We start from the raw sequence: 23,638 nt of genomic DNA, 5'->3' as shown, positions 1-23,638 counted from the left end.
CGGGGTGCGCATTTTAGGAGGGCGGGGGGAGGGGATATATGAGAAAACTCTCAATTTGGCGGGTGAGTCGTTGAGAGTTATTTGTTTATGTTTCGTGCATAAAAAACCAGGCAATCAGCGGTGATTGCCTGGCAAGTTAGAAGTCAGGAGTACAAGTATTTTAAGGGTACCATCGGCGGTACTACTTTTGGTCTATGACTATTCTGCCTTCCCCGGAAATACTCCTGTCCGGGTAGAACGCCTGAATCCGGAGCGTATCGCGTGAGGGTTGTTTCGTTTATTGAGGCAAGAATACCCGCCTGAATGCTTGGAGGTAGTTCAACCCGTGTTGAGCTGATGTTCCGATCAGTCGATACGAAATTAAAATCGAGGTCGAAAATTGCCTCAAAATCCATAGCGCGGCTTTCACCGAGTGCAACCTGAGCGGCCTGCTGAGTGGCTATATTGCTCGAGCTGCTTGAACGGGTCGAACTACTTGAACGGGTTGACCCACTTGAACGCGTGGATCCGGATGATGACGAGCCAGATCGGGAACCATGATATCCACTGGAGTTGCCAGCACTATTGGTTCCGCTAATACCACTGGAAAAACTGGAAGAACTGGAAGAACTGGATGTACTCGAAACGGAAGGCGATCTGCTCGCCCTCGGGCTGCCGCTTTTTATCGCCTGGACCGGGATATCCGGCAAAGGAACCTTCAAGGCCTTGAAACTCGGCAACATAACCCAGCTCAATCCAAAACTGACCCACAGCAACTCATCCTGTTGCCTCTGGCCTTTTGCTGCCATTGATGCACCTTCGACGCCAAACCCGGTGACAAACGTCGACCAGGTCACCACTTTCGCCACGGTGGTAATGGCCGCGGTGACGGCGAGCACACCGTTGAATACGCTCACTACAGTGGCAGCGGCCGCACCTGCAGCACTGGCAACGACCCCGGCCGCCAGCGCAAGCGGTACGGGGTTGAACGTCACGATACTCAAGATAATCCCCAAGGCAATCGCAGCGCCCCCGGCGCCATACATGAACCTTGGGTCGCGAATCAGCCTGCTGCTCTCTCCGGCATGCCCCGTCGGGTCACTGAAGGCGATCGGGTTGCCCGAGCAATACATGTAGCTGTTGATGCCACCGGCACCAAACGGGCTGAGGGAGTCCGGGCTATGAAAGCGCATCAGGAAAGGGTTGTACGCCCGATAACCACGACCGAGCAGATACCAGCCACTGAGCGGGTCGCGGACTTCGCCGTTGAAGGCCTGCAGGCTTTGCAAAGCGGCGTCACTGCTCATTTCGCCATAGGCGGTGTACGACGCCGTGCGCAGTTCGTCGGCCTGGCTTTCGCCAATCACCGATTGCTTGGCATCGGTCAACAGCAACAGGGTTTTGCTGTCGTCCCCCGGCACCTGTTGACCCAGGGGCTGAGCGCCTTGATGGAGCAATTGAGTGTGCTGCCCGTCCTGGACCATGTCGCTTAACCGGGTGCCTTCGTAGAAACGCAGGCGCTCCGATTGCCCCAGCGTTTTGACCGCCACCAGGTGGTCATGGGCGTCGTAGTCGTAGGTCGTCACCGGCTGACCTGCCGGTGTGCTCAGCTTCAGCAACCGGCCCTGACTGTCGTAATGCAACTGTTGGCCCAGTTCGTCATGGGTCAAATTGCCGTCCTCGTCATAGGTGAAGTCGGTCAACAAATACTGTTGATAGTCCGGATGACTGTGAATGACGCGGACCAATTGGCAGGGGTCGTCGGTTGAAAAGCCGTATTGGGCAATATTGCGGCTGCCGTCCGCAAAATCGGTGCGGCTGTAGATGATGTTGTCCAGGGCATCGAATTCGAAAAACTGCTTGAGCATCCCATGACCAAATCGATCTTTGGGCAGCTCGGGCCCCGAATACCCATGCACTTCCAGTCGACCGCGCAAGTCGTATTCGAAAGTTTCCAACAACGCCGTGATGCCGCCCACGCGCAGGTGTCGGGTACTGACGCTGCCGTCGGCCAGGTAGGTCAGCTCAATGCTTCGATCAGGTTGCAATGCTAGCCCCCGAGCGTTGCGCAGTGTCAGCGTGCGGTGTGTTTCGCGACCGATATCGTCGAAGGCCAGGGTGGTGGTCAGTTGATTTCCGGTGCCCAGATCGGTGCTGATGGTGCGGTACTGGCGACCGCAGTTGTCGTAGGCGAAGTCGGCCTGCAACTGGCACTGGCGCACGCTGCGCAAGCGACCATTGACCGGGTCGTAATCGGCTTCGGTGACCTCTCCGCCGACGTCGGTGCGACTCAGCTGACGGCCTTTAAGCGAACTGGAGTAACGGGTGACCCATGGGTCCGGGTGGCCGGCGTCTTTCCAGCTTTCTACGCTCAAATGCCCGGCGTTGGTGTAGCTGAAACTGTAGGTGCCCCGCGCATTGCTCGACGATTGCAGGTTGCCGTTGAGCAGGTCGTAGTCGAAGGTCGAGTTGCCTTCGGGCGGCTTGATCATGGTCGGCTGGCTGGTCAGGCCGGGCTTGTATTCATAGTCGATCTGCTTGCCGGCCGGGGTGATTCGCCGACTTGCCTGCAATCGGCCGCCTTCATAGTGCAATTGCTCGACGCGGCCGCCCACGGTCGTCTTCGTCAGGCGCTCCAGGCCGTCGAACTCCTGTTTTCCGACGACGATGGCGGGCAGCAGGACATTGCCCGGTTGCACCGACAGGCTGCTTATCAGCGGTGTGGCGCTATGGGCAGCATAGGCGCGGCGGATCACCGTTCTGTCCGGCAGGGTGTTGCTGAGCAAACGGCCGTGGGCATCGTAGGTGAACCGGGTGATGCGGCCCAGCGCGTCGATTTGTTCCGTGCAGTGGCCCAGCCCGTCGTATTTATAGCGGTGCAGACTGAGGCGCTGTCCATTCAGATCGAACTGCTCGCTCTTCACCGGTTTGTCGAAACGATTGGATACCGTCACCGATTTGCCGATGCCTTCGATCCACTGTTCAGTGGTAAAGGTAATCGGGCTGGAACGGGTACGACGGGTAATGCCGTCCGGCCCGGTGGCGCTGTCCTGATTACCCCACAAGTCATAGGTGAAGGTACTGGTCAGCCGCAGGTCGGTCTTTTCCAGCCAGTCGATCTCGGTTTCCCTGACCAACTGGCTCAAGGCATCGTAGGCGGCCTCGTAAGTGCGACGGAACACCGGCGGGTTGCCTGCGGCATTGTCCAGGTCCTGTTGCTCTTCGCGAATCGAACGGCTCAGCCCGTCGAACCAGGTGCGGATTTTGACTTTCTTGACGTCTTCCATCTCTTGCCCGGCGAGTTCGGTCACCGGTGTTTCGCCTTGTCCTGCCGGGCGAATCAGCCTGTAAGTGAAGGAGCGGGTCGCGGGGTAGGGCGTATTGGGTGCTTCGGTTTCTGTCAGCACACGGCCCAGGGCATCGTAGGTGTACTTGAATTGTTCATCCTTGTCGGTGATCAGCATGGGTTCGCCGTGGATCATCGAGCGTTCATGGGTGACGCTTTTGCTGACACTGTCAAAGTCGGTGCTGAGGGTTTCTTCCGTGCGTAGCACCGTTTCACCGGCAAAGGTCGCAAAGGTCGCGGCCTGTTTGCTGTAGGTGAACTCGGTGAACGTGGTATGGCCCGGCGCTTCACCGACCGTCACGGCCTGCCGCTGGCGGCGGCCATGGGCAAGTTGATTGGTCGGCGCGTTGACGTTGGCGTAAACCGCGCGCTGAAGCAAATGCTCCCCGGATTCCCGCACTTCCAGCATCCGTTCCTCAATCAGCGCGACCCAGGGCGTGGTACTGCCGCTGAGGGGAGGCATCGATTCGTAGCGGTAGCGCGAGCGCAGGGTTGCCGCGCCGTTTTGCAGTTCGGGCACCCGGGAAGTGTCTGCGCTGGGCGTCACGGTTTTTTCCCGGACATGACGTACAAAACCGTAGGGGTCTGGCGGACAATCACCCGCCGCGCCGCTGGCCGGGTAATAAGCGATGGCTTCCGTGATGCCATTGGCCTGCACCGTCAACGTCAGGTTGCCGTGAATGTCATATTCCGTGATTTTTTTGTCTTGCCGCCAATAGCGCGGATCGTCATTCAGTTCCCAGAGTTCGGTGACTTGCCGGGGCAACTGGCAGCGTCGATCCTGGCGCTCGAAGGTGTCGATATCGTTGGCGTAGTAGAGGGTTTTCAGGGTTTTCTTTGCATTTCCCTGGGTGGTGATTTCCTGGGTCATCAAGTGGAAACGGTTGAATGTCCGGGTCACGGTCCGCACTGCGGCATTGGCCACGATCAGGCTTTCGGTGGATTCGTACAGGTATTCGCCGATGATCTTGTACAGGTTGTCTTCACCGGAGTCGTCCCAGTTGATCGGTGCGTTGTAGCCAAGGAAATTGTTGCCGCTGTAGGTGTATTTCAAGGCGATCGGTGGCTGTCCAGCCCCCGGATCGGTGAAATGGTCGGTGACGCGCGGCAGGTTGGGATAGCCGGGGTTGCCCGGATATCCATGTCCTGCGTCGTTATATTGAATCGTTTCGTGCGCGCCCAGCGGCGTCCAGACTTCCTTGATGCACAACTGCTCGCGTTCCAGTCCGTACAGAAAGCGCCAGCCGGCGTTGTTGGCGGTCGGCAGGGTGACCCGGGTCATGAGGTCGCCTTCCAGTTGCAGGACAAACATGGCTGCCGGCACCCCGGCGACCGGTCTTACCCGGATGTCAACGCTTTTGGCCACCAGGTTGCGCAGGACTTCCAGCAACACGCCCTGACTGTCCCGGATCGTGCTCAGCATGCGACCTTGGCCCGGGGACTGGTAGTCCAGGGTCACTTCGTGGCCTTGAGGGGAGTACATTTTTACCGGCATCGCGACTTGCGGCGCAGCACCGGTGAGCTTGAGGATCTCTACCAGCCCCGAGTTGTGCACGACCTTGAACTGACCGAGGGGACTGTTGACCAGTTCGTACAGTTTGAAGGTCTCGATTTTCTGTTCCTTCATCACCAGTCGGCCGGCAACGGACGGGTCGCTGCCTGTGACTTTGAAGCTTTCTCCCGAATACACCGAGATGATCTGTGTACTGGGTGTGTACTGCGTCAATCCCAGACGCCAGCCCTTGCCATAACCGCCGTCGACCGTGTTGATGGGGCTATAACCGAGCGAGAGGGGCACCGCCGGGCCGCTGAGATCACAGGATTTCACTTCCGGAAAAGACAGCGACACCGTGTATAGACCGGTGCGTTGGTCGACACCGGATTGAACGAAACTTTGAAAGTTGAATGCGTTGGAGTGCACGGAAGTGGGTTGGGCGTTGGTGGTGGTCATGCGTCAAACCTCAAAACGGGAATGAGCTAGCAGCGGCAGACGTTTCGTGAATAGCGCGCAACTAAAGACGATGTTCTGCCTCGGTAGTGTTCGGTTGTTTAATACTTTGTAAAAATGAGTCACTGCTTTGAGTTCGATTTTTAAAGCAGAGTCCTGGACTGTCTGTCTGTGTTTTTTTTGATAATTTAAAAGCCACAGTTGACTGAAGCAAAACACTACCAGCATTTAAAAGAACGCGAACCTAGCAGTTCTGATAGTACCCAGGCCCCTTATTCAGGCGTAAAAACTGTGCTCAATGAAAGCGGCACTCGTCCACTCGCGGACAACAACTGCCTGAATGTAAGGAAGCTTATTCATGATTGATAACCCTGCGCCGACGATCCCGTCATTGGGCCCCGATAATGCCGTCGATTTGGTTAAGTTGGGCAGCTCCAAGCTTATGACTTATATCAAGTATCCCGGAATAGAAACCGGCGACGATCATTTGCTCCTTCTGAATTTTCGCGGCTGCGCCGCTGATGGCGCGGTGGTCGACGAACTGAATGATCAGGTGGCGGTGGACCTGAGCAAATTGACGCCCTACGGCATGCCCGCCGAAATCGAAAATCACACCATTGTCGACCTCGATGGGGGCCTGGCGTTCTACTCCTATCGTGTGGCGATCGCCGGTGGAGCCCCTGGCGACGAATCCCGGCGGATGTATTTCTATGTCGGCAAACGTCCGCGGGCGAGGCCGGCACTCCCCGTTTTACAGATCCAGGAATCCCATGATCTGCATCTGGATCTAAGCGAAGCGCCGGCGGCGCTGGGTGTGCGCCTGGTGCCTTACGAAGCGATGTCGGTGGGGGACATCGTCACCTTGCATTGCCGACGCTTCGACTCCGACGGCGACGAATATCTGCCGGCCCTGGCCTATCCCACGACTGTCACCAAGGCCGATCTCGACAAGCCGCTGGCCTTGTTTCTCAACAAAAGTGACTTGCGTCGGGTCGATGGCGGCAGGATCGAGTTGAGCTACGGTATTCAGTACGCCGGTACGGCCTTGGAACAAACCCTGTCGGCCACGCAAACCATCGAGCTCAATCCACCGACCTCAGCACAACTGCCGGCGTTGACCATCGTGGGTCATACCGGCGGGCCTATCAATCCGGTGCAATTTCCTCAGGGACTGCCGCTGCGTATCAATGCCTGGCCCGACATCGGTGTCGGGGATGAACTGCTGTGCTACGTCCGCTCCGACCTGGACCTGGTGGAACCGCTTGTCCTGCAGGCACGGGTCGACGTCTCGACCATCGACAAGGGGTTCATCGAGCTGGTCGTGCCGCCGGAGTGGGTGAAGGCCACCGATCGCTCGCCCATCGAGCTGCAATATCAGTTCGCCTGGATGGGCAGTGCTCTGTCGGCGACACCTTACCCGGCAACCATCCGTGGGCCGTTGGTCCTGCCGATGGCCATTGTGGTGGACGCACGGCCGGGGGACGATCCGGTCGAAGGCGCAGGCGAAATCGACGCCGACGGGCTTGTCAGCTCAGGTATCAATATCCAGATCGACGACGAAGCCAGCTATGGGCCCAACGACAAAATCGAAGTGTTCTTCGAGGGGTTCGGCACGACCGGTGCCCATTCTGTGACTGCACCTGTCACCCCGGGCGGCCGCCTCTTCAATATCCCGCCACAGTTCATTCCCGCCAACATGGATAAGTTGGTCAACGTGTATTACAAGGTCACGCCGCAAGGTGAAACCTTTGCCTACCCGTCGGACATTTATGTGCTCCGCGTATTGCCGGTTCCGCTGAACCGCTACCTGGCCATTCAATCGGCACAAGCCCAGGCCAGCGGCGGGCGAATTTCGATTTCTGCCGTTCCTGCCCAGGGCGAGAAGTTCTCTTTCCCCCGTGGTTGGGCCTATATCCGTGCCGGCCAGACACTCAATGCATTACTCGTCGGGAAAGATACGGCGGGTGCGACCCTGACTTACCCGATATTCAACAATCATGTTGTGACCCAAGCGCAAGCGAGCGCGAATCTGGTTGAAACATTTGTCAGCAAAGCCGAGTTGCAGAAGTTTCAAACAGGCAGCGTCACCGTTGGCGTGACGATCACCTATGAGCCCGGTGCTGAAACGAAACTGGTCGATGCCAGGTTTACCCTGGCCGTTTGATCGGACGCTGTTCGCAGTCATAAAACTTGCGACACACCAAACGTTTAATAAATAAGGATGAACACCATGGCAGCCCGAAGAGTCACTTATCGCGAATATCTGGAATGGGCGGCATTGCGTCCGCGTACCAATGACTGGAGTGCATTTGTCGCCTACGACCGCGACAAGTGCAATCACTTGTTGCAGCAGGAATATATCCAGAAGTTTGACAGCAATGCCTACATGCCACCGATCGACGACACTTACGCCACTGGAGAAACCACCTGGTACTGGCTGAATAACTACCAGACCGATGTTCCCCGCCTGAGTTTTGAAAACAACCCGGATAGCAACGGCGCCAATGTGGCCGAGGCCAACATGAGCATGGCGGTTGTCGGGGGCACCGAGATCGAGCTCTACAGCGGTCCCGGCGGAGGCGCCGAAGTGACAAAGATCAGTTCGTTCGACCCGCTGGATCATCCGGAGCTCACGGCCAACCGGGTATCGCTCAAGGATATCATCGGCCAGGTTGACCAGGGAGGGAGTGTGGTGCTGGACCTGGGGGATCCGGCCGCGCAGCGTCACGTCTGGGAGTTGACCAACTCGCGTGTCGAGCACGTACGTCGGATGGGCGGCGCCTATCTGAAACGCAAGTTCCGCGAGGCCGAACCGGCGCGCCGGACTTACAAGCTGGGGCAACTGACTTACACCGAGCAGGAGTTTCTCAAGCCGGCGAAGTTCAAGATGCGTACGGTGATGGAGGCGGGTGCCAACCTCAGGAGTGCCGCCAATTTCGGCAATGGCGCGCTGGAGTTGCGGATTGCGATGAAGGGGGAGTTGGAGGGTGGGTTTCCGGGTGAAGATTGGCTTTATCCGTTACCTGTTGATCGGCCGGAATTGAATTCAAGTTTGATGTTGAAAGAGTCGTTTTTGATGGAGAATATTATCGCTGGGTCTCTGGCGAAAGCTTTTAGGGATCCCGATGCGACGTTTGACGTGCGTTATAATAATCATGGGTTTGTTGAGTCAATCACAGCCCGGCAAACCACAGGGGGGTTGGAGTTAGGCTGGGGTCATTATTATTTTAATGGTGCTCCTACTTTTCCTGGCGAGCCTTCAGTCCATGAATTGAGGCTTAATGGTTTTTTCTTGCCTATGTATTTTGGGGCGACCGAAAGGATGACCATAACGAGGGTAGGGGGGAATCGCTTTAGAATTGTTATGGGCGCAAAAAGAGGAATTTGGTGTGATGCGGTAATTACGCTGTCAAATGGAAATCCGTTTCAAATGGAACTCGAGTTGAACGCTGAGCTCGGTGCGGATTTTTCGCTTAACATTGATTTGGTTGCTGGTACGGTAGGTGTGGAGTTTATTGATTTTCAGTCAACTATTAAAACTGTGAGTGCAAAGCCGGATGACGTGTTTGCAGAGTGGATTAATTTATATACCGATTTTTCCAGACATCAATCGACCGTTTGCAAAGAGCACTTTGCGCAGGCTTTGTCTGCAGCCTTTGAACCCATTGACGTTTTCGTATTGCACAGCCTTTTATTCAACAGCACAGACTCTGTACAACTTAAAACCATCGACGTACCTGGCGACATGATCAGCTTCGGCTCCATCAGCCCCCGACTGACCACTTTCAGTATCGACCCGGCCGAAAAGCTCCTGGGCTACAGCGCCACTCACACTTTCACCACAAACCCGGCAGTGCCGGGCCTTAAGTGGAGTGTCAGCAACCTAGACGGCACTACCACCGACGCTGGCCAGATCGATGCCAACACCGGTCGCTATACCGCGCCGGGTTTGAGCCAGATCGGTGGCACCTTCAAACGGGTCAAAATCACCGCCACCGGCACCGGCAGTAATCCCCATGTCAGCAAGGCCCTGGTCACCATTGCCGCCCGCGCCGTGACCCTCAATCCGCTGGTACAAACCTGTTCCGCCTCGGATAACCAGGTGCAAACACGGCAATTCAGCGCCAACTCCCTCAGTGGCGCGTTGAAATGGACGGTGATCGGTGGCGGCAGCATTCCGGAAAACGCCAGCCCCGATCGCACCAATGTCTATACCGCACCGCCCAAGGAGGACGTAGGCACTACGAAGCGAACCTTCACCATTGATGAAGTGAAGGTGACCAATACAGCCACCCAACAAACGCAGTCTTCGTTTGTTGTGGTGACCCATGACAAGCAGAACCTGGTTTTAAATATGGAGTTGCAAGCGGCTGGCAAGGCGAAGTTTTCAGCGAAGTTCAACGGGCAATCGCTGGAGCCCACCTGGGATCTCTTTCCGCCAACCGACGCAGGTTCGATTGATGCGACTGGCGTTTATACGCCAAGCCCGAACAGCCCACATCAATTTGTGATCATCACCGCCAGAGCAACAATGGGGGACTTCTTCCTCGGCGATGCCTTCTCGATCCAACCCTTGCCACTTGCAGCCTTGCCTGCACAACCGGTACCGGAGATACCTCCAGGTTCACTCGATGGACTGCCGCAAATTTAATACGGCTGTTTAATCGATACATAAAAGATGTTGTCGAGCCTGCTGAATAGTTCAGAGGGCTCTCCAAATGCACCGAAAAATTGTTATTGAGGGTAACTGACATGGCCAGCAATTCACTCGCCAGTATTCTTGAAAAGATGAAAGACCGCGCCATTACTGAACGCTGGGGCGCCGTTTGTGCTTTCGACCGTGAACGTCTTAATCGGGTGTTGCTTCAACAGTGGCTGGAAAAGTATGACGGTTCCAATTATGTGCCGGTGTTCTCCGGCGAAGTGCACTTGAATGACTCCTTGACTGAAAAAGGCGTTCTCAAAGATGTGATGATCGGTAAACCGTTGTTGTCATTTGAGCCGGCCGCGCTCGACAACTCCCGGGCAATATTGACCTTCAGTATTTTGGGCGGCTCATTCACCGCGTTCGAAATCAAAACCGGGGTGCTGTACAGCTACCAGATCACCGAGGCCCAGGGTTATACGCTGAAAATCAAACTGGATCTGTCACTGGTCGTGGGTTCGATCGATCGCCTCGGGCGGGTCACACTCGATCTGTCCAAGGGCACCGAATTCGTCTGCGACCTTGCGGCGCCCGTGGCCAGCCAACAAAAAATCGGCGGGTTTTTCCAGGAAAAATTCAACAACCTGCCAGTCGAGCGCCAGGTTTACGAGCTTGGCATTCTCGACCTCAAGGGCGGCAGCGACCTGAGCCCCACCAACTTCATCATCCTGACGCAGCGAGCGCCGGGTGCGCAATTGCCTGGGGCGTTGAATGTGGGTGATGGCGCCGTGGTCGTACTGATCAAACTCAGGGGCAACGCCACGGGGGGGGATATTCCTTCCAGGGACCGATTCCCCTACCTGATCCCGGACGATGAGGAAAACGGTGTTCGTAAATATTCCGCGACCATGGTCCTGGCCAAGGAGTTCATCGAGCGTTCCGACGATGAGAAACTCGACCTGATCCGCAGTGTCCTGTTTCCCGGGCAGAAGAATGTGTTCGTCGAACATTCTCGCCACACGCCCCATGACATGGTGATCTTTGGCAGCCTGGACCCGTCGAGGACCTCGCTGACCATTGAGCCAGCGATGCACAGCCTCAAGGCCGGCGGGAGCCCGCTGACGTACAAGGCTTTGTTCAATGGAGCGCCGGTCAGTGGCGTGACCTGGAGCGTGAGGAGCCTCAATACCATTGAGTCGGCGGGCAGCATCAATGCGACGACCGGTGTTTATCAACCAGTGACGGCCGCGAAGCTTGGCAAGGAGTCGGTACGCAACATTGTCACCGCGACCTGGACCCAGCCTGCCAACGGAGACATTCCAGCTCGCGTCCATCGCGTGTCGGCGCTGTTGCTGGTCACCGCCGAGGCCATGACCCTGTCACCCGGTTGTGTCCCGCGTCAGGTGGGTGGTCCCTCGGTGACTTTCGTGGCCACGGCGCTCAGCGGCAGTGCGCTGACCTGGAGTCAACCGGCGTACGGCAGGTTGGTCGCTAACGGCAACAGCGCTGTCTACACGCCGCCGAGTAACGCCGACGACTTGCCGGAGCACTTGATGGTGCAGCCGATCGAAGTGCGCGATGCTTCGGGTGAAACCGTACGCGCCTGTGTGGTGTTGTCCAAATTCCCGACCACCATGACCATTGAACCGGCGTTCGTCAGTTCGATTGCGCGCTCGGCCACGGTGAAGCTGGAACCGGTGACCGATGCACCGCCAGAATTTGAACGTAGCTGGGAGGTGTTGGGTGATGGCACGGTGCGAGACGGGGTGTTCACTGCACCGACCATCACTTCACGGCCATTCAGTGTGGTCAAGTGCGACATCTCCTACATGGGGATCATTGTCAGGACCGGCTACAGCATCATCAAGTTGAATAACATCGATGTAGAGTCCGACTGGACAATGCTCACCAAGTTCTCCCTGACAGCCTTGCGTTCACCGAAGGTGTACGCCAACGGCTATCAGCAGCTGGCCGTTGAAGTCCGCATCGAAACCGATGGCCGTCCTCTGACACCCGAGGAAGAGGACACGATGATGATTTATCACCGTCGGTCCGAGCAGCAGGTTGCGGAGGTCGCAGCCGGCCAGGAAGGTATTCCATACGATCCGTTGGCACCGTTGCTGTGGGCCCAGACACGGATTCCCAACCGGTTCCGGAGCTTTGTCAGTAATGGGCAAAACGAGGCAACCGGTGTTTCAACGACTGCTACGCCGAACCTGATAACGGTCTATCTGGTGACACGGGATGTGCAAGTCGGCGACTTCTATGCGGTGGTGGACGACCCGAGTGGTCAAGCACCGTTTCGATCGGATGCTCACCCCGGCCATGAAGACGGAACCATCAAACTGGAACCTGTGCCATCGCCGGAAGTGCACCCGGATTCCTTCAAAATGACACGTCGCCGTGTCAAGGGGGGAGGGCCTGACGATCCGGAAAACGGCGAAAACGACGACGGTTTTGAGCTCTTCCTGGAAACCACGGACTACTTCACGCTGACCTATAAAAAAGGCGGGCAGCAGGGTGGAATGCCCTTGAATTTCGAGGCGGTCGAGTTTCAGTCACCCTTCGGCGTGGGAATTTCCCCTGTTACAACCTCGATGGTCAAATGGGAAAGCCCCTACGACAACGAAAAGATGTTCACCTACACAGGTTACGCCTTCAACGACCCAAGGGTTGCAGGCGACGAAGGCGTCATGGCGTTTGACTCGATCATCAAGGCCAACCGCAATCTCAAACCGGTGTTGGACCAGAATCTTGACCGGCCCATTGCGGCAGGCGCCTTCCTGATCGGCGTGTTCCGCCGTATCGATATTCGCCAGGCCGATTCCAACGGCACATCCGGGAACCCGGACCTGTATCCACTCAAAGAAGGCTTGAAGGTGGTCTTGACCGATACCGAAGGCCACCGTCATCCCGTACGGATCAGTTTCCCGACGAATAACCGGAACCGGCCTGTCGTCGAACCCCTGTTTGAACATTGAGCGAGCGCGGTGCACGAACACTACGCCTCCACTGTTTTCCGCTTTTAGTTTTTCGAGGTCATGGACATGAACAGTACAACCGAAGAAAAAACCGCGGTGCATTCCAACGCATTCAACTTTCAGAGCTTCGTTCAGTCGGGCGTCGATCCGCGCACCGGTCTATACACGGTGGGGCTCTCGTTGCACGAGGTAGAGGTCAATGATCTGCGCGGGCCGGTCGTGCCATTGAACCTGAGTTACAGCCCGATCAGCACGATCAACAACGGCTTCGGCTTGAACTGGCGCCTGGCCTCGACGCAATACACCCCCAGCACGCAGATCATCGCGGTGCACTCGGGGGAAAGTTTCAAGGTGACCGGCAACTACGCAGGCGACGGTGAGCCTACGCGCCTGAAGATGAAAGAGCAGAAGATCCAGAGCTTCAAACTGTACCAACTGACCGGCGACCCGCAGGGTGATTTCAAGGTGGTGCACACCTCCGGCCTGGTGGAAATTCTCAAACTCACCGGCTCCACGCCGCAGGTTGCGATGCCGGTGAAGATGTACTCACCGCTGGGCCACGAAGTGACCCTGGCTTATCAGGCGGCGGGGCAAGGCCGCATGTTGAGCACGATCCGTGACAGCCAGGGCGTGTTGCTGGAAGTGCTTCGCAACCTGACCGCAGGCACCGTCGAGATCCGTCTCAAACCGGTTCAAGGCGTGCCCCTGGCGGTATTCACCCTGCATCTGGAAAACGACCGGATGACGCGAATCACCCTGCCAACCGCGAATGGCGCCGGGTGGCGTTTTCTCTACGGCCTGGAACGCGAGCAACTGTGCATCAAGGAAGTCTGGACACCGCTGGGGGCCCACGAAACGATTCAGTACAACGACGCCGGCCACGGCTTTCCGGGCAACCCCGGCTACCCCAATCTACCGCGGGTGACCGATCACGTCACCGATCCGGGCGGTGGCCAGCCACCGATCGCGGTGAAATACAGCTACAGCGGCAACAACTTCCTCGGCTACAACGCCCCGATCAGTTGGGACAGCAACGGTGAAGACAACCTGTACAAAATCATCGGCGCCTATGATTACAGCTCTACCGAAAGCCTGATGGTCGGTGCGGCCACGGCCAGAAGCGTGACCCGTACGTTTAACCGCTTTCACCTGCTGAAGTCGGAAGTGACGACCCAGGGCACTCACCAAAAGACGGTCACGACCACTTACTACGCCAACGACACGGACTCCTTCGAAAACCAGGTTCGTCAGTGCCAGTTGCCCAAGCAAGTGGTGACCCGCTGGGAACTGACCAACGATGCACGGGAGTGGCGTGAAGACAAGGAGCTGAGCGAGTACGACATCCACGGCAACCAGACCTTGAGCGTGCAGGCCAATGGCGTTACTGAAAGCACGTCCTACTATCCGGCCGAAGGCGTAGCAGGCGATTGCCCGCCAGACCCTTACGGTTTCGTCCGCCATGTGCGCGAGAATACCGTCACACCTGCGGCTGATTCGACCCTGGTGCCTGATCTGCAAGCCGGGGCGCCGGTTTTGCGCACCCGCTACCGGTACGTGGCACAACCCGCCATCGGCACTGGCACGACGCCTTGGGTCGCGCTGGCGGAAGAACGTTTGCTGGAGGTGAATGGACAAGCCGAAAACCTGCTGCAGCGTACGGTCAATAACTACATCAATGAACGGGGCAACGCCTTCCTGCACGGGCAACTGGAGCGCAGGGCGGTGACTTTGGGAGGTGACACGACCTTTACCGATTATGCCTACAGCAAACCCGGCGCGACGTATGCCACGTTCGCCAATGAAGCCGTGCTGCGCACGATCCAGACCCTGAGCACCGACTTTGATGGTGTCACCAAAACAATCACCGAGGAACGCTCGCTCATCAGCGGCTTGCCGGTGTTGACCAGCGACAAGGATGTCAGAATCCGCTCCACGTATGACGTGCTGGGCCGCGTACTGACCGAAACCGTGGCGCCGGACAGCGCGGACCATACCGCGACGCGAACCTACAGCTACCGCTTGATCCGTCCGGCAGGGCAAGGCGAGGCCCCCGTGACTGAACTGGCCGACCAGGAAGTCGAAAACGTCAAGGGCGTGAAGACCCGCACCCTGTTCGACGGGCTCAGTCGCGCCATCAAGGAAGAACACTATGACGTTGACAACGCAGGCGGTCAGCCAGCGGTTTATCGCGCCATTTACGAGGCGGCCTACAACGCCTTGGGTGAGCTGACCACTGAAACCGAGATCGATTGGCTGGAGCGCAAGGATCTGCGGTTGACCAGCCGCTACACCTATGACCTGTGGGGCCAGCAAGACAGCGTCACCGGCCCGGACGGCGTTAAAACCCATACCCTCGACGATCCGATCACCTTCACCCGTGAAGAGTGGGTCGAAGGTATGGGCAAGGCGGTCACCGTTTCCAACCGCTTCGAAAAACCGGTATCGATCGAACGTCTGAATCTGGCCGAGCAGCGCGTCAGCCTGCACAGCTACAAATATGACGGGTTGGGCAGAACCGCCTCCGAAATGAACGCCGCGCGTTTCGAAACCCTGTATCGCTATGACGCCTTCGATCGCATGATTGAAACGACGCTGCCGGACCGCGCCAAGGTGGTGCGTGAATATGCCGTTCACAGCCGTGAAGACCTGCCGACAAAGATCAGCGTCAACGGCAAGGTGCTCGGTACGCAGACATTCGACGGTCTGGAAAGGATGACCGAGTCGGTGACTGGCGGGCGTGTCACCACCTATGAATTTGACTCCAGCAACAGCCAGCCTGCCCGGGTGATCCGTCCCAGCAGAGATGTAATTGCCTATGAGTATTTGCCGGAGCTGACGGAAGAGCCGGTCAAACGCACGGTGATTCCAAAGTCCGGTACGTTGGCGCCTATCGAAGCCACCTACGATTACGATCGTAAAAACGCCCGCCTGATCGAGTCGGCGGAACAAGGTCTGGCGCTCATCCGCACCTATGACAGCCAGGGTGAAGTGGCCAGCGAAAAACGCGATCAGGATGGCCAAAGCCACGAGATGCACTACCTGTACAGCCGTACCGGACGCCTGCTGCGATACACCGACGTGCTCGGTCAGGTCCAGCATTATGAACATGACGCCACCGGACGGATGGTCTGGACCGAGTTTGGCAACGAGGGCTCGCCGGGGCATGTGAAAACCGTGTTCACCTACAACGACCAGGGCCTGACAAGCAGTATCCAAACGGTGGACACCAGCGGCCAGCAGAGCCTGACCATCACGCTGGAATACGACGCCCAGGGCCACGAAACATTGCGCGTGTTTGATTTCGGTGACTCGGCGCAACGTTTGAGCCAGACCTGGAACGGCCTGGACCAGGTGGAACGCCGTCTGCTGAGCGAAGGGGCCAGCGCCGGCGGAGCGACGCTGAGGGACGAGCAATACGAATACGAGCTTCGCGGGCGCCTTGAGTTCTATACCTGTACGGGGCCGTTGGCGCCGGTGGATCCGTATGGCAAGACTATTCAAGAGCAGGAGTTCTACTTCGACGCGCTGGACAACCTCGAAGAGGTCAGGACCCGCTTTGCCGGCGGCAGAAATATCGCCAAGTTCGTCTACGACAGGGATGACCCGGCACAGCTGGGGGCCATCACCAACAGCCATGCCGATTACCCGAACATCGAGCTGAATTACGACGCCAACGGCAACCTGCTGCAGGATCGGGAGTTTGAATTGGGCTACGACAGCCTGGGCCGCCTGGAAACCGTCAGCACCCTCGGCGGTGGCTCGACGAAAACCTACGGCTACGACGGCGAGGACACCCTGTCCAACGTGCGCGGCGGTGCAGGCAACGAACAGCTGTTCTACCGTGGCGACGAACCGGCCAACCGGATCGACGGTGATCGGAACAGCACCTTCGTGTTTGCGGGTGGAGTCGCGCTCGCCGAGCGCCAGGGCGGTGCCGACCCAAAGTCCTGATGCTGGCGACTGACAACATGAACAGCGTGTTGTCGGAAGTCAGCGGGGCGGGCCGCAAGGCGCGGGCGTATTCGGCGTATGGCTACAGCGCCGATGAGGCGACGTCCGAGAGCGGGCTTGGCTATAACGGCGAGCTGAGGGACTCCAATACCGGCGAATATTTTCTGGGCAAGGGCTATCGGTTGTTCAGTACGCAGATGATGCGGTTCTACAGCCCGGACAGTTGGAGTCCGTTTGGAGAGGGTGGGGTGAATGCGTATGGGTATGTGGCGGGGGATCCCATCAAATACGCCGATCCGACGGGGCATATGGCGCTGGGCATAAAAGCAACCATATTGGCTGCTAGGGGACTAGTTGCGTCAGCCGACGATGCCGCTGCTTCCGCGGTAGCGCGGTTGGCAAGAAATAGTGAGGATGCAAGTATTTTGATTCCAAATGCAGCAAGCCAGGGTGCGGTCAACAATTCTGCGTCAACCGCTGGTTCTGCGCGCGCTCTGGCTTCAGAAGGACGCTCGGTTGCGGGGCGGCCTCCAGCGCCTCCCCCAAAGCCGAATCTGCCTTCATACTTGAGTCGCAATCCGAATAATCCCGTGGGCCAGTGGGTGCAGGAAAGTAGTCCAGCGTTTCGAAAAGCTTTGAATGTAACTTTTGATGAGACAGTCAAGGTAGTGCAGGATGTTGCATCAGGGCCATTGACTGCGCCAAAACCGAAGGCGGTGCCCACTCAAACGGCGACAGCAACTCGCAAAGCAGGCACGAAGGCTACGAAGGTGCCCAACCCTAACCAGGCACGCATAGATGTCTTAAAATCAAAAGTCAATAAGATGCTGGGTCAACGCCACGAGTACAACATCGATCACAACAAAGTCAAAAAGTGGCAGGCTGAACTGAGGACTCTCCTTTAGGTCCGTCAATGATCGCCTAATTCCATAACCCACTCACCCGCGCAAACTCCACCAACCCACCGTCATGGTCAAGTCCCAACTTGTCCATGGCGGTTCTTTTTTGGCGGCTGATGGTTTTTTCGCTGCGGTTCAGTTGCGCGGCAATCTGCCGGCCAGACAGCCCCTGGACAAACAGCCGCACCACCTCCAGTTCACGTTCGGAAAGGTTCACCGACGGTAAATCGCTGCCGGTGGAGGACAACATCTGGGCCTGCAGCGCTTCAGCAAAACCCGGGCACAGGTGCTGGCGCCCGCTGGCGACACGCTGCACAGCCCGTTTCAACTCGCTCAACGGGCTGCGTTTATCGAACAGGCCGCGCACCCCGGCATTGAGCAACGCCTGCAACAGCGACGGGTTGCGCAGCATGGTCATCACGATCACCGGCAGGTGCTCGAAATGGCGCTTCAGATAGCCCATCAGCGCCAGGCCATCGGGAAATTCGCCGTAGGGCATCGAGTAGTCGGTGATCAACAGATCGCAAGGCGTGCACACCAGCAGGCCGATCAGTTCATCGGCCGTGTGCGCCTTGGCGACCACTGTGAACGTCGGCTCGGACGCGGGGGACAGGACCACTTCAATGCCGCTGAGCACCACAGGGTGATCGTCGGCAAGGATGATGCGCAGCACCGTGTTCGGACGGTGCCTGTGCGATGGCGATGTATCGTGACAGGCACTTGTACGGGAGGAGGAACGCATTGAAGTGTGCAGCGACTGGTCCGGATTCATAAACATCTCAACGAGGACGATGCCACGCTGAGGATTGCCGACGGCATTGGTTCAGGGCAAATGAATCAAACCTTGTTCCAGTGCTAACAGGATGGCGACCCAGCGTGAGCGCACGCCGAATTTTCGGCGAATGTTACAAAAGTGGTAGTTCACACCGGCCTCGGTGCAACTGACGATCTTGCCGATTTCCCAGGACGATTTACCGGCGGCGCTCCATTGCAGCACTTCCTTTTCCCGCTTGGTCAGTTTGATCGGTGGCGGTTGCATGCTCTTCTGGAACGGGAAATCAATCGTGGCTGGCGATGATCGAACTGCGGCGGTATGGCTGCGATACATAAATGAATCTCCCATTCATCTTCATTGACGACGTGGGCGCGGCAGAATCTTCCTACTTCGTAATGGCATGGTTCGCGCGGCCGTCCTTCAGGCGCCTGGCACAGGGTCGTAAGGACGGTTTCGTTATAGCGCGAAACATCCGCTATGGAACCTGTCAGAAATTACAGGTGCGGCACTTTAGTCAGACTTCCTTGAAATGGATGTCAGAGACGTCGCTTATTTTTGTAGGATATTTCGTTGCATCTTTCTCTTCTGCGAGATGCGCGTTAATTTTTTGATTACAGGGGCTTTTCCATCGGTTCCCCACGGCATGAATGCTCTGCGGAGAACACCCGACTGCGACCTGACCCGCTCTCACCGAATGGCGCAGTGTCCGTCCGTCGATTTGCACATCGTGCCGGCGGGTTTTTCGAATTGAGATAGGGTAGACACTGGAACTCGCGCGAAAGGAGATCGACATGCGCTATTCAGCCTTGACCCAACGAATCGCCGGTGACGGAGCGGCGGCCTGGCAGATTCATGATCGAGCGCTGCAATGACGCGAGCAGGGCGCCGCACTGCCACCCGCGTGCGGTTTTTGGTTAGGCGATAGGCCCATACCCTCATCGGTTATGCCACCTGGCAGGTGCCAGCATAGAAACCGCCTGCGTGCCACTATCAGTTCTGTCAGTGGTGCAACTGAGGCAAATGGCATTTAAATAGGCGGCATGACAACCATTTCCGCAGGCTTCTGAATGAGCAGCCATCAAGATGAATCAAGCGTGTCGCCAGCGACTTATGTCGCTGCCCCGATCGCCATTTCCGCCACCGCGCAAACAGAGTCTTCGATTGCCGTTACCTGGGGCTACACGGCGGGTGGCGGGCATACCGGCACACGTTTGAAATGGAGCACGTCAGGGGCACCGGTGGGCGAGTTCGACGTACCGATCACTGGCCTGCGCTATGTGATCAATGGCCTGCGTCCCGAGACCCGGTACCAGATCCAGGCATTCGGGCTCAAGGGCAGCGAAGTGTCGCCTGCGAGCAAGGACGTGGAAGCCACCACCAAACCGGGCACTTCCGTACCGGCACCGCCGACCAGTCTTGTCGCCACCCCGAGCAAGAACTCGATGGCGCTGACCTGGTCCGGCCCTGCCGATGCCTCCAGCTACAAACTCGGTTATGGGCTTGCGCCCAGCGGGGCGGTCATCGGCACCGCGACCTCTTCGACACGTGCTCATACCTTCAATGGCCTGAGCGCTGGCACGAACTATTACTTCGACATTCGCTCATCTAACAATGTCGGCGACTCGTCGCCGGCGCGAATTGTCAAACAGACGCTGCAAGTGCCCGCGACCCCAACCGGGCTGCGGGCGACGCCAGCGATCTCGACGATGGACGTGGAGTGGACGGCGGTCACCGGCGCCGTCGATTATCTCATTCGCCATGGCATCGAACCCGGTGGAGCAGTGACCACACTCACTACGCGCCTGTTTCGGGAGTCTCTGACCAACCTCAGCCCAAACACGCTTTATTTCATCGAGGTCAGTGCGCGAAACAACAACGGCGAATCATCCCCGGCGCGCATCACCCAAAGGACTCTGGAGCGGCCGGCATTGCCGCCAAAACCGGGTAGCTTGCACGTCGAGACCACCCATGATGCGGTCACTGTCATCTGGGGGCCGCCGCAGTCTGCGGGGTATATGGTCAGCATCGGCATCGATAACCCGCAGCGTCAGGTTTTGGCCAGCGTACCGACCACTTACATGAATCACCGCTTTCAGCGTCTTCGTCCCGACACCCGCTATTTCATCGAGGTACGCGCCACCAGTTCGACCGGCGAATCCGAGCCCGCCGTTTCCAGTGCTTCGACGAGGACCTTTCAGGCGCCCCAGGACTTGAGCGTCAGTGAGGTGACCGATGAATCGGCGCTTTTGCGCTGGAACAGCGGCGATGATTACTTGGCAGAAACGCAGTACGAGGTTTACCTGGGTAATCAGCGTCTGGCGACGCTCTCGGAAAAAAGCTATCGGTTGACCGGGTTGGTGCAAGCAACCGATCACGAGGTCAAGGTGCGTGCCAGGGTCGGGGGTAACTATGGCCTGGGCGATTATTTCTCGGGGTACACGTCCAAGCCATTCAAGACCATGGCCTACACGGGAGTCCGAATCTGCTCGCCTGGCAATTTGCTAGGTGCTCGCAACACAGCCAGCAGGGCGGTGTTGAGTTGGGATGAGCCCTATGGGACTTGCGCGCTGTGCCCGAACGCCGTGGGGTACGAAATATCCGGCGGTGGCATCACACCCATTAATGTGACGCGACCGCCATACGAAATAACAGGCCTCGTTGCGACCCGTGAATACCTGTTCGAGGTAAGGGCACGTGCCAGTACCAACAACATTTCCGATCCCACCATGGTGCTGGTCAGGGCCTTTAGCGCCATGCCTGCGGATTGACCAGATTAACCGGCCGCTGACCCGCCAGCGCCGCCAACAGATTGTCCACCGCACACCGGGCCATCGCTTCCCGAGTTTCATGGGTGGCCGAGCCCATGTGCGGCGTAGCCACCACATTGTTCAGTTGCAGCAACGGCGAATCATGATTGAGCGGTTCACGCTCGAACACGTCCAGCCCGGCGGCGCGAATCTGTCGGTTACTCAAGGCCCGGATCAGCGCCGCTTCATCCACGACTTTGCCCCGTGAAATATTGATGAAGATGGTCTCTGGACGCATCAACGCGAACTGCCGCGTACCGATCAGCCCTTCGGTTTCGGCGGTCAGCGGCAGTGTCAGACAGACAAAGTCGGCCTGCTGCAGCAAGTCGTCGAGGCTGCGGTACTGGGCATTGAAGCGCTGTTCGACCGCCGGTTTCGGCGAGTGACTGTGATAGATCACCGGCATGCCAAAGCCGAAGTGCCCGCGCTGGGCCAGGGCTTCGCCGATGCGTCCCATGCCGATGATGCCCAGGGTTTTGCCGTGCACGTCAGTGCCGAAATGCGCGGGGCCGATGTTGCGGGTCCATTGGCCGTCACGAACCATGTTCGCCAGTTCCACTACACGCCGCGCAGTGGCCAGGATCAACGCGAAACCGGTGTCGGCGGTGGTTTCGGTCAGCACGTCCGGGGTGTTGCTGAGCAGGATGCGCCGTTCGGTCAGGTAGCCGATGTCGTAGTTGTCGACGCCCACGGACACACTGGCGATAGCTTCAAGATGCGGCGCCAGGTCGAGCAGTTCGGCATCCAGTTTCAGGCTGGCACCGAGCAAACCCTGGGCGCGGGGCAGGGCGTCGCGCAGCTTGGCCAGCCCCTGGGTATCGAGGCTTTCGATCAGCGTCACTTCAGCCTGCTCGTGCAGGCGAGCCATCAGTGGCGCCGAGAGTTTCTTGTACAGAACAACCTGCTTTTTCATCGTCATTTTCTCAATCAGGAATGTGCAGTGGTGGGTTTTAAGGCGACCGTAGGCCGCTCCCGATCACTGGCACCGGGCTTGAGGAAAATCGTCAGGACCACCGAGAGCATCAACGCGCAGCTCATCAACAGGTACGAGGCTCCGGGCGAGCCGGTGGAGCTGTTCAGGTAACCGACCAGATAGGATCCGCCGAACGAACCGAGGGCACCCATGCTGTTGATCAGCGCCATGGCGCCACCGGCAACGTTGGCCGGGAGGATTTCCGGAATGATCGCGAAAAACGGCCCGTAAGGCGCGTACATGCAGGCACCGGCAATCACCAGCAAGGTGTAGGACCACCAGAAATGTTCGGCACCCAGGGCGTAGGAACCGTAGAAGGCGATGGAGGCAATCAGCAGCGGCGGCCAGACGAAACGTTTGCGTTTTTGCAGCTTGTCCGAACCCCAGGACACCAACAGCATGCCGATTACCGCTGCCAGATACGGCAGCGCGGACAGCCAGCCGGCCTCGACCATGTCCATTTGTGCACCGGCCTTGAGGATCGACGGCAGCCACAGCACGAAGCCGTATACGCCAATGCTCCAGCAGAAAAACTGCAGGGCCAGGATGATCACTTTCGGTGAACGGAACGCTTCGGCGTAGTTTTTCACTGCTTTGATGCCGACCTGCTCGGCGGCCAGTGCGCTTTCCAGGTCCTGTTTTTCCTGATCATTGAGCCACTTGGCCTCGGACGGACGATCATCGGCCAGACGCCACCAGATGAACGCCCAGAGCACTGCCGGCAGACCTTCGATGATGAACATCCAGCGCCAGCTGTAGTGCTGCACCAGATAGCCCGAGACGACCGACATCCACAGCATGGTCACCGGGTTGCCGAGGATCAGAAAAGTGTTGGCCCGCGAGCGTTCGGCACGGGTGAACCAGTGGCACAGGTAGATCAGCATCGCTGGCATCACCGCGGCTTCGACCACGCCGAGCATGAAGCGAATGACGATCAGCCAGTAAGCGTTGGAGACGATCCCGGTCAACGTCGCCAGACTGCCCCAGAGGATCAGGCTGACGAAGATCAGCTTCTTCACGCTGTGTTTCTGCGCGTAGATCGCCCCCGGCACCTGAAAGAAAAAGTAGCCGAGGAAGAACAGCGCGCCGAGCATCGACGACAGGCCCGGGGTGATCATCAGGTCGGCAGCCATCCCGGAGGCGGCGGCGAAGCCGTAGTTGGCGCGGTCCAGATACGCCAGGCTGTAGGTGATGAAGACGATGGGCATGATGTACCACCAGCGGCGGGTGGCGAGCGTTGCGGTTTTCATGGGTGATGCTCCTGAGCTTGTTGTTTTTGTCGCAGCAGGTGTTTAGATCTTGATTGACTGTGCTGGCCTCATCGCGGGCAAGCC

General features: G+C 57.9%; 11 protein-coding genes and 1 pseudogene. 7 read left to right on the top strand and 5 right to left on the bottom strand.

Annotation, left to right across the window (positions count from 1 at the left end):
• Positions 1–143 precede the first annotated feature (143 nt).
• Positions 144–5,276, bottom strand: coding sequence for an RHS repeat domain-containing protein (locus tag BVK86_RS01185; RefSeq protein WP_075944670.1), 5,133 nt, complete (start codon positions 5,274–5,276; stop codon positions 144–146).
• Between the two features lie 355 nt (positions 5,277–5,631).
• On the opposite strand from BVK86_RS01185, the gene BVK86_RS01180 reads away from it, so the two are divergent.
• The 5 genes from BVK86_RS01180 to BVK86_RS01160 all read left to right on the top strand — a co-directional run bounded on the left by BVK86_RS01180 (position 5,632) and on the right by BVK86_RS01160 (position 17,755).
• On the top strand, positions 5,632–7,437 hold the full coding sequence (locus BVK86_RS01180; RefSeq protein WP_075944669.1) for a hypothetical protein: 1,806 nt from the start codon (positions 5,632–5,634) through the stop codon (positions 7,435–7,437).
• A gap of 66 nt (positions 7,438–7,503) precedes the next feature.
• Complete coding sequence (locus tag BVK86_RS01175) at positions 7,504–9,924, top strand: hypothetical protein (protein WP_075944668.1); 2,421 nt, start codon at positions 7,504–7,506, stop codon at positions 9,922–9,924.
• A gap of 101 nt (positions 9,925–10,025) precedes the next feature.
• Positions 10,026–12,899, top strand: coding sequence for a hypothetical protein (locus BVK86_RS01170; protein ID WP_075944667.1), 2,874 nt, complete (start codon positions 10,026–10,028; stop codon positions 12,897–12,899).
• Positions 12,900–12,965: 66 nt separating this feature from the next.
• Positions 12,966–16,850, top strand: a complete 3,885-nt coding sequence (locus BVK86_RS01165) for an RHS repeat domain-containing protein (protein WP_075944666.1) — start codon at positions 12,966–12,968, stop codon at positions 16,848–16,850.
• A 17-nt stretch (positions 16,851–16,867) separates the two neighbouring features.
• Entirely contained in the window at positions 16,868–17,755 is an 888-nt protein-coding gene (locus tag BVK86_RS01160) for an RHS repeat-associated core domain-containing protein (RefSeq protein WP_157720469.1), read from the top strand.
• 16 nt (positions 17,756–17,771) lie between these two features.
• Here BVK86_RS01160 and BVK86_RS01155 read toward each other — a convergent pair whose 3' ends face one another.
• Both BVK86_RS01155 and BVK86_RS01150 read right to left on the bottom strand, forming a co-directional pair.
• Positions 17,772–18,422 (bottom strand): response regulator, encoded by a 651-nt coding sequence (locus BVK86_RS01155; RefSeq protein WP_075944664.1) that lies wholly within the window; start codon positions 18,420–18,422, stop codon positions 17,772–17,774.
• Between the two features lie 150 nt (positions 18,423–18,572).
• Positions 18,573–18,872 carry a helix-turn-helix transcriptional regulator gene (locus BVK86_RS01150; protein WP_269458092.1) on the bottom strand — a complete coding sequence of 100 codons (300 nt, stop codon included), beginning with the start codon at positions 18,870–18,872 and terminating at the stop codon, positions 18,573–18,575.
• Between the two features lie 443 nt (positions 18,873–19,315).
• Here BVK86_RS01150 and BVK86_RS30395 point away from each other — a divergent pair.
• Positions 19,316–19,390: pseudogene (locus tag BVK86_RS30395) on the top strand (hypothetical protein); the annotation flags it as partial.
• Between the two features lie 201 nt (positions 19,391–19,591).
• Positions 19,592–21,292: a fibronectin type III domain-containing protein gene (locus BVK86_RS01140; RefSeq protein ID WP_075944661.1), complete on the top strand. Its 1,701-nt coding sequence runs from the start codon at positions 19,592–19,594 to the stop codon at positions 21,290–21,292.
• On the opposite strand, the gene BVK86_RS01135 is transcribed toward BVK86_RS01140, so the two are convergent.
• Both BVK86_RS01135 and BVK86_RS01130 read right to left on the bottom strand, forming a co-directional pair.
• A complete protein-coding gene (locus BVK86_RS01135) occupies positions 21,270–22,244 on the bottom strand; it encodes a 2-hydroxyacid dehydrogenase (protein ID WP_075944660.1) in 975 nt (324 codons plus the stop codon). The genes BVK86_RS01140 and BVK86_RS01135 overlap by 23 nt on opposite strands.
• Positions 22,245–22,258: 14 nt before the next feature.
• Positions 22,259–23,554 carry an MFS transporter gene (locus tag BVK86_RS01130; protein WP_075944659.1) on the bottom strand — a complete coding sequence of 432 codons (1,296 nt, stop codon included), beginning with the start codon at positions 23,552–23,554 and terminating at the stop codon, positions 22,259–22,261.
• Positions 23,555–23,638 lie beyond the last annotated feature (84 nt).

Origin of the sequence: Pseudomonas reinekei (assembly GCF_001945365.1) — a bacterium.
GTDB lineage: Bacteria > Pseudomonadota > Gammaproteobacteria > Pseudomonadales > Pseudomonadaceae > Aquipseudomonas > Aquipseudomonas reinekei.
This window is presented reverse-complemented; position numbering and strand designations above follow the sequence as displayed.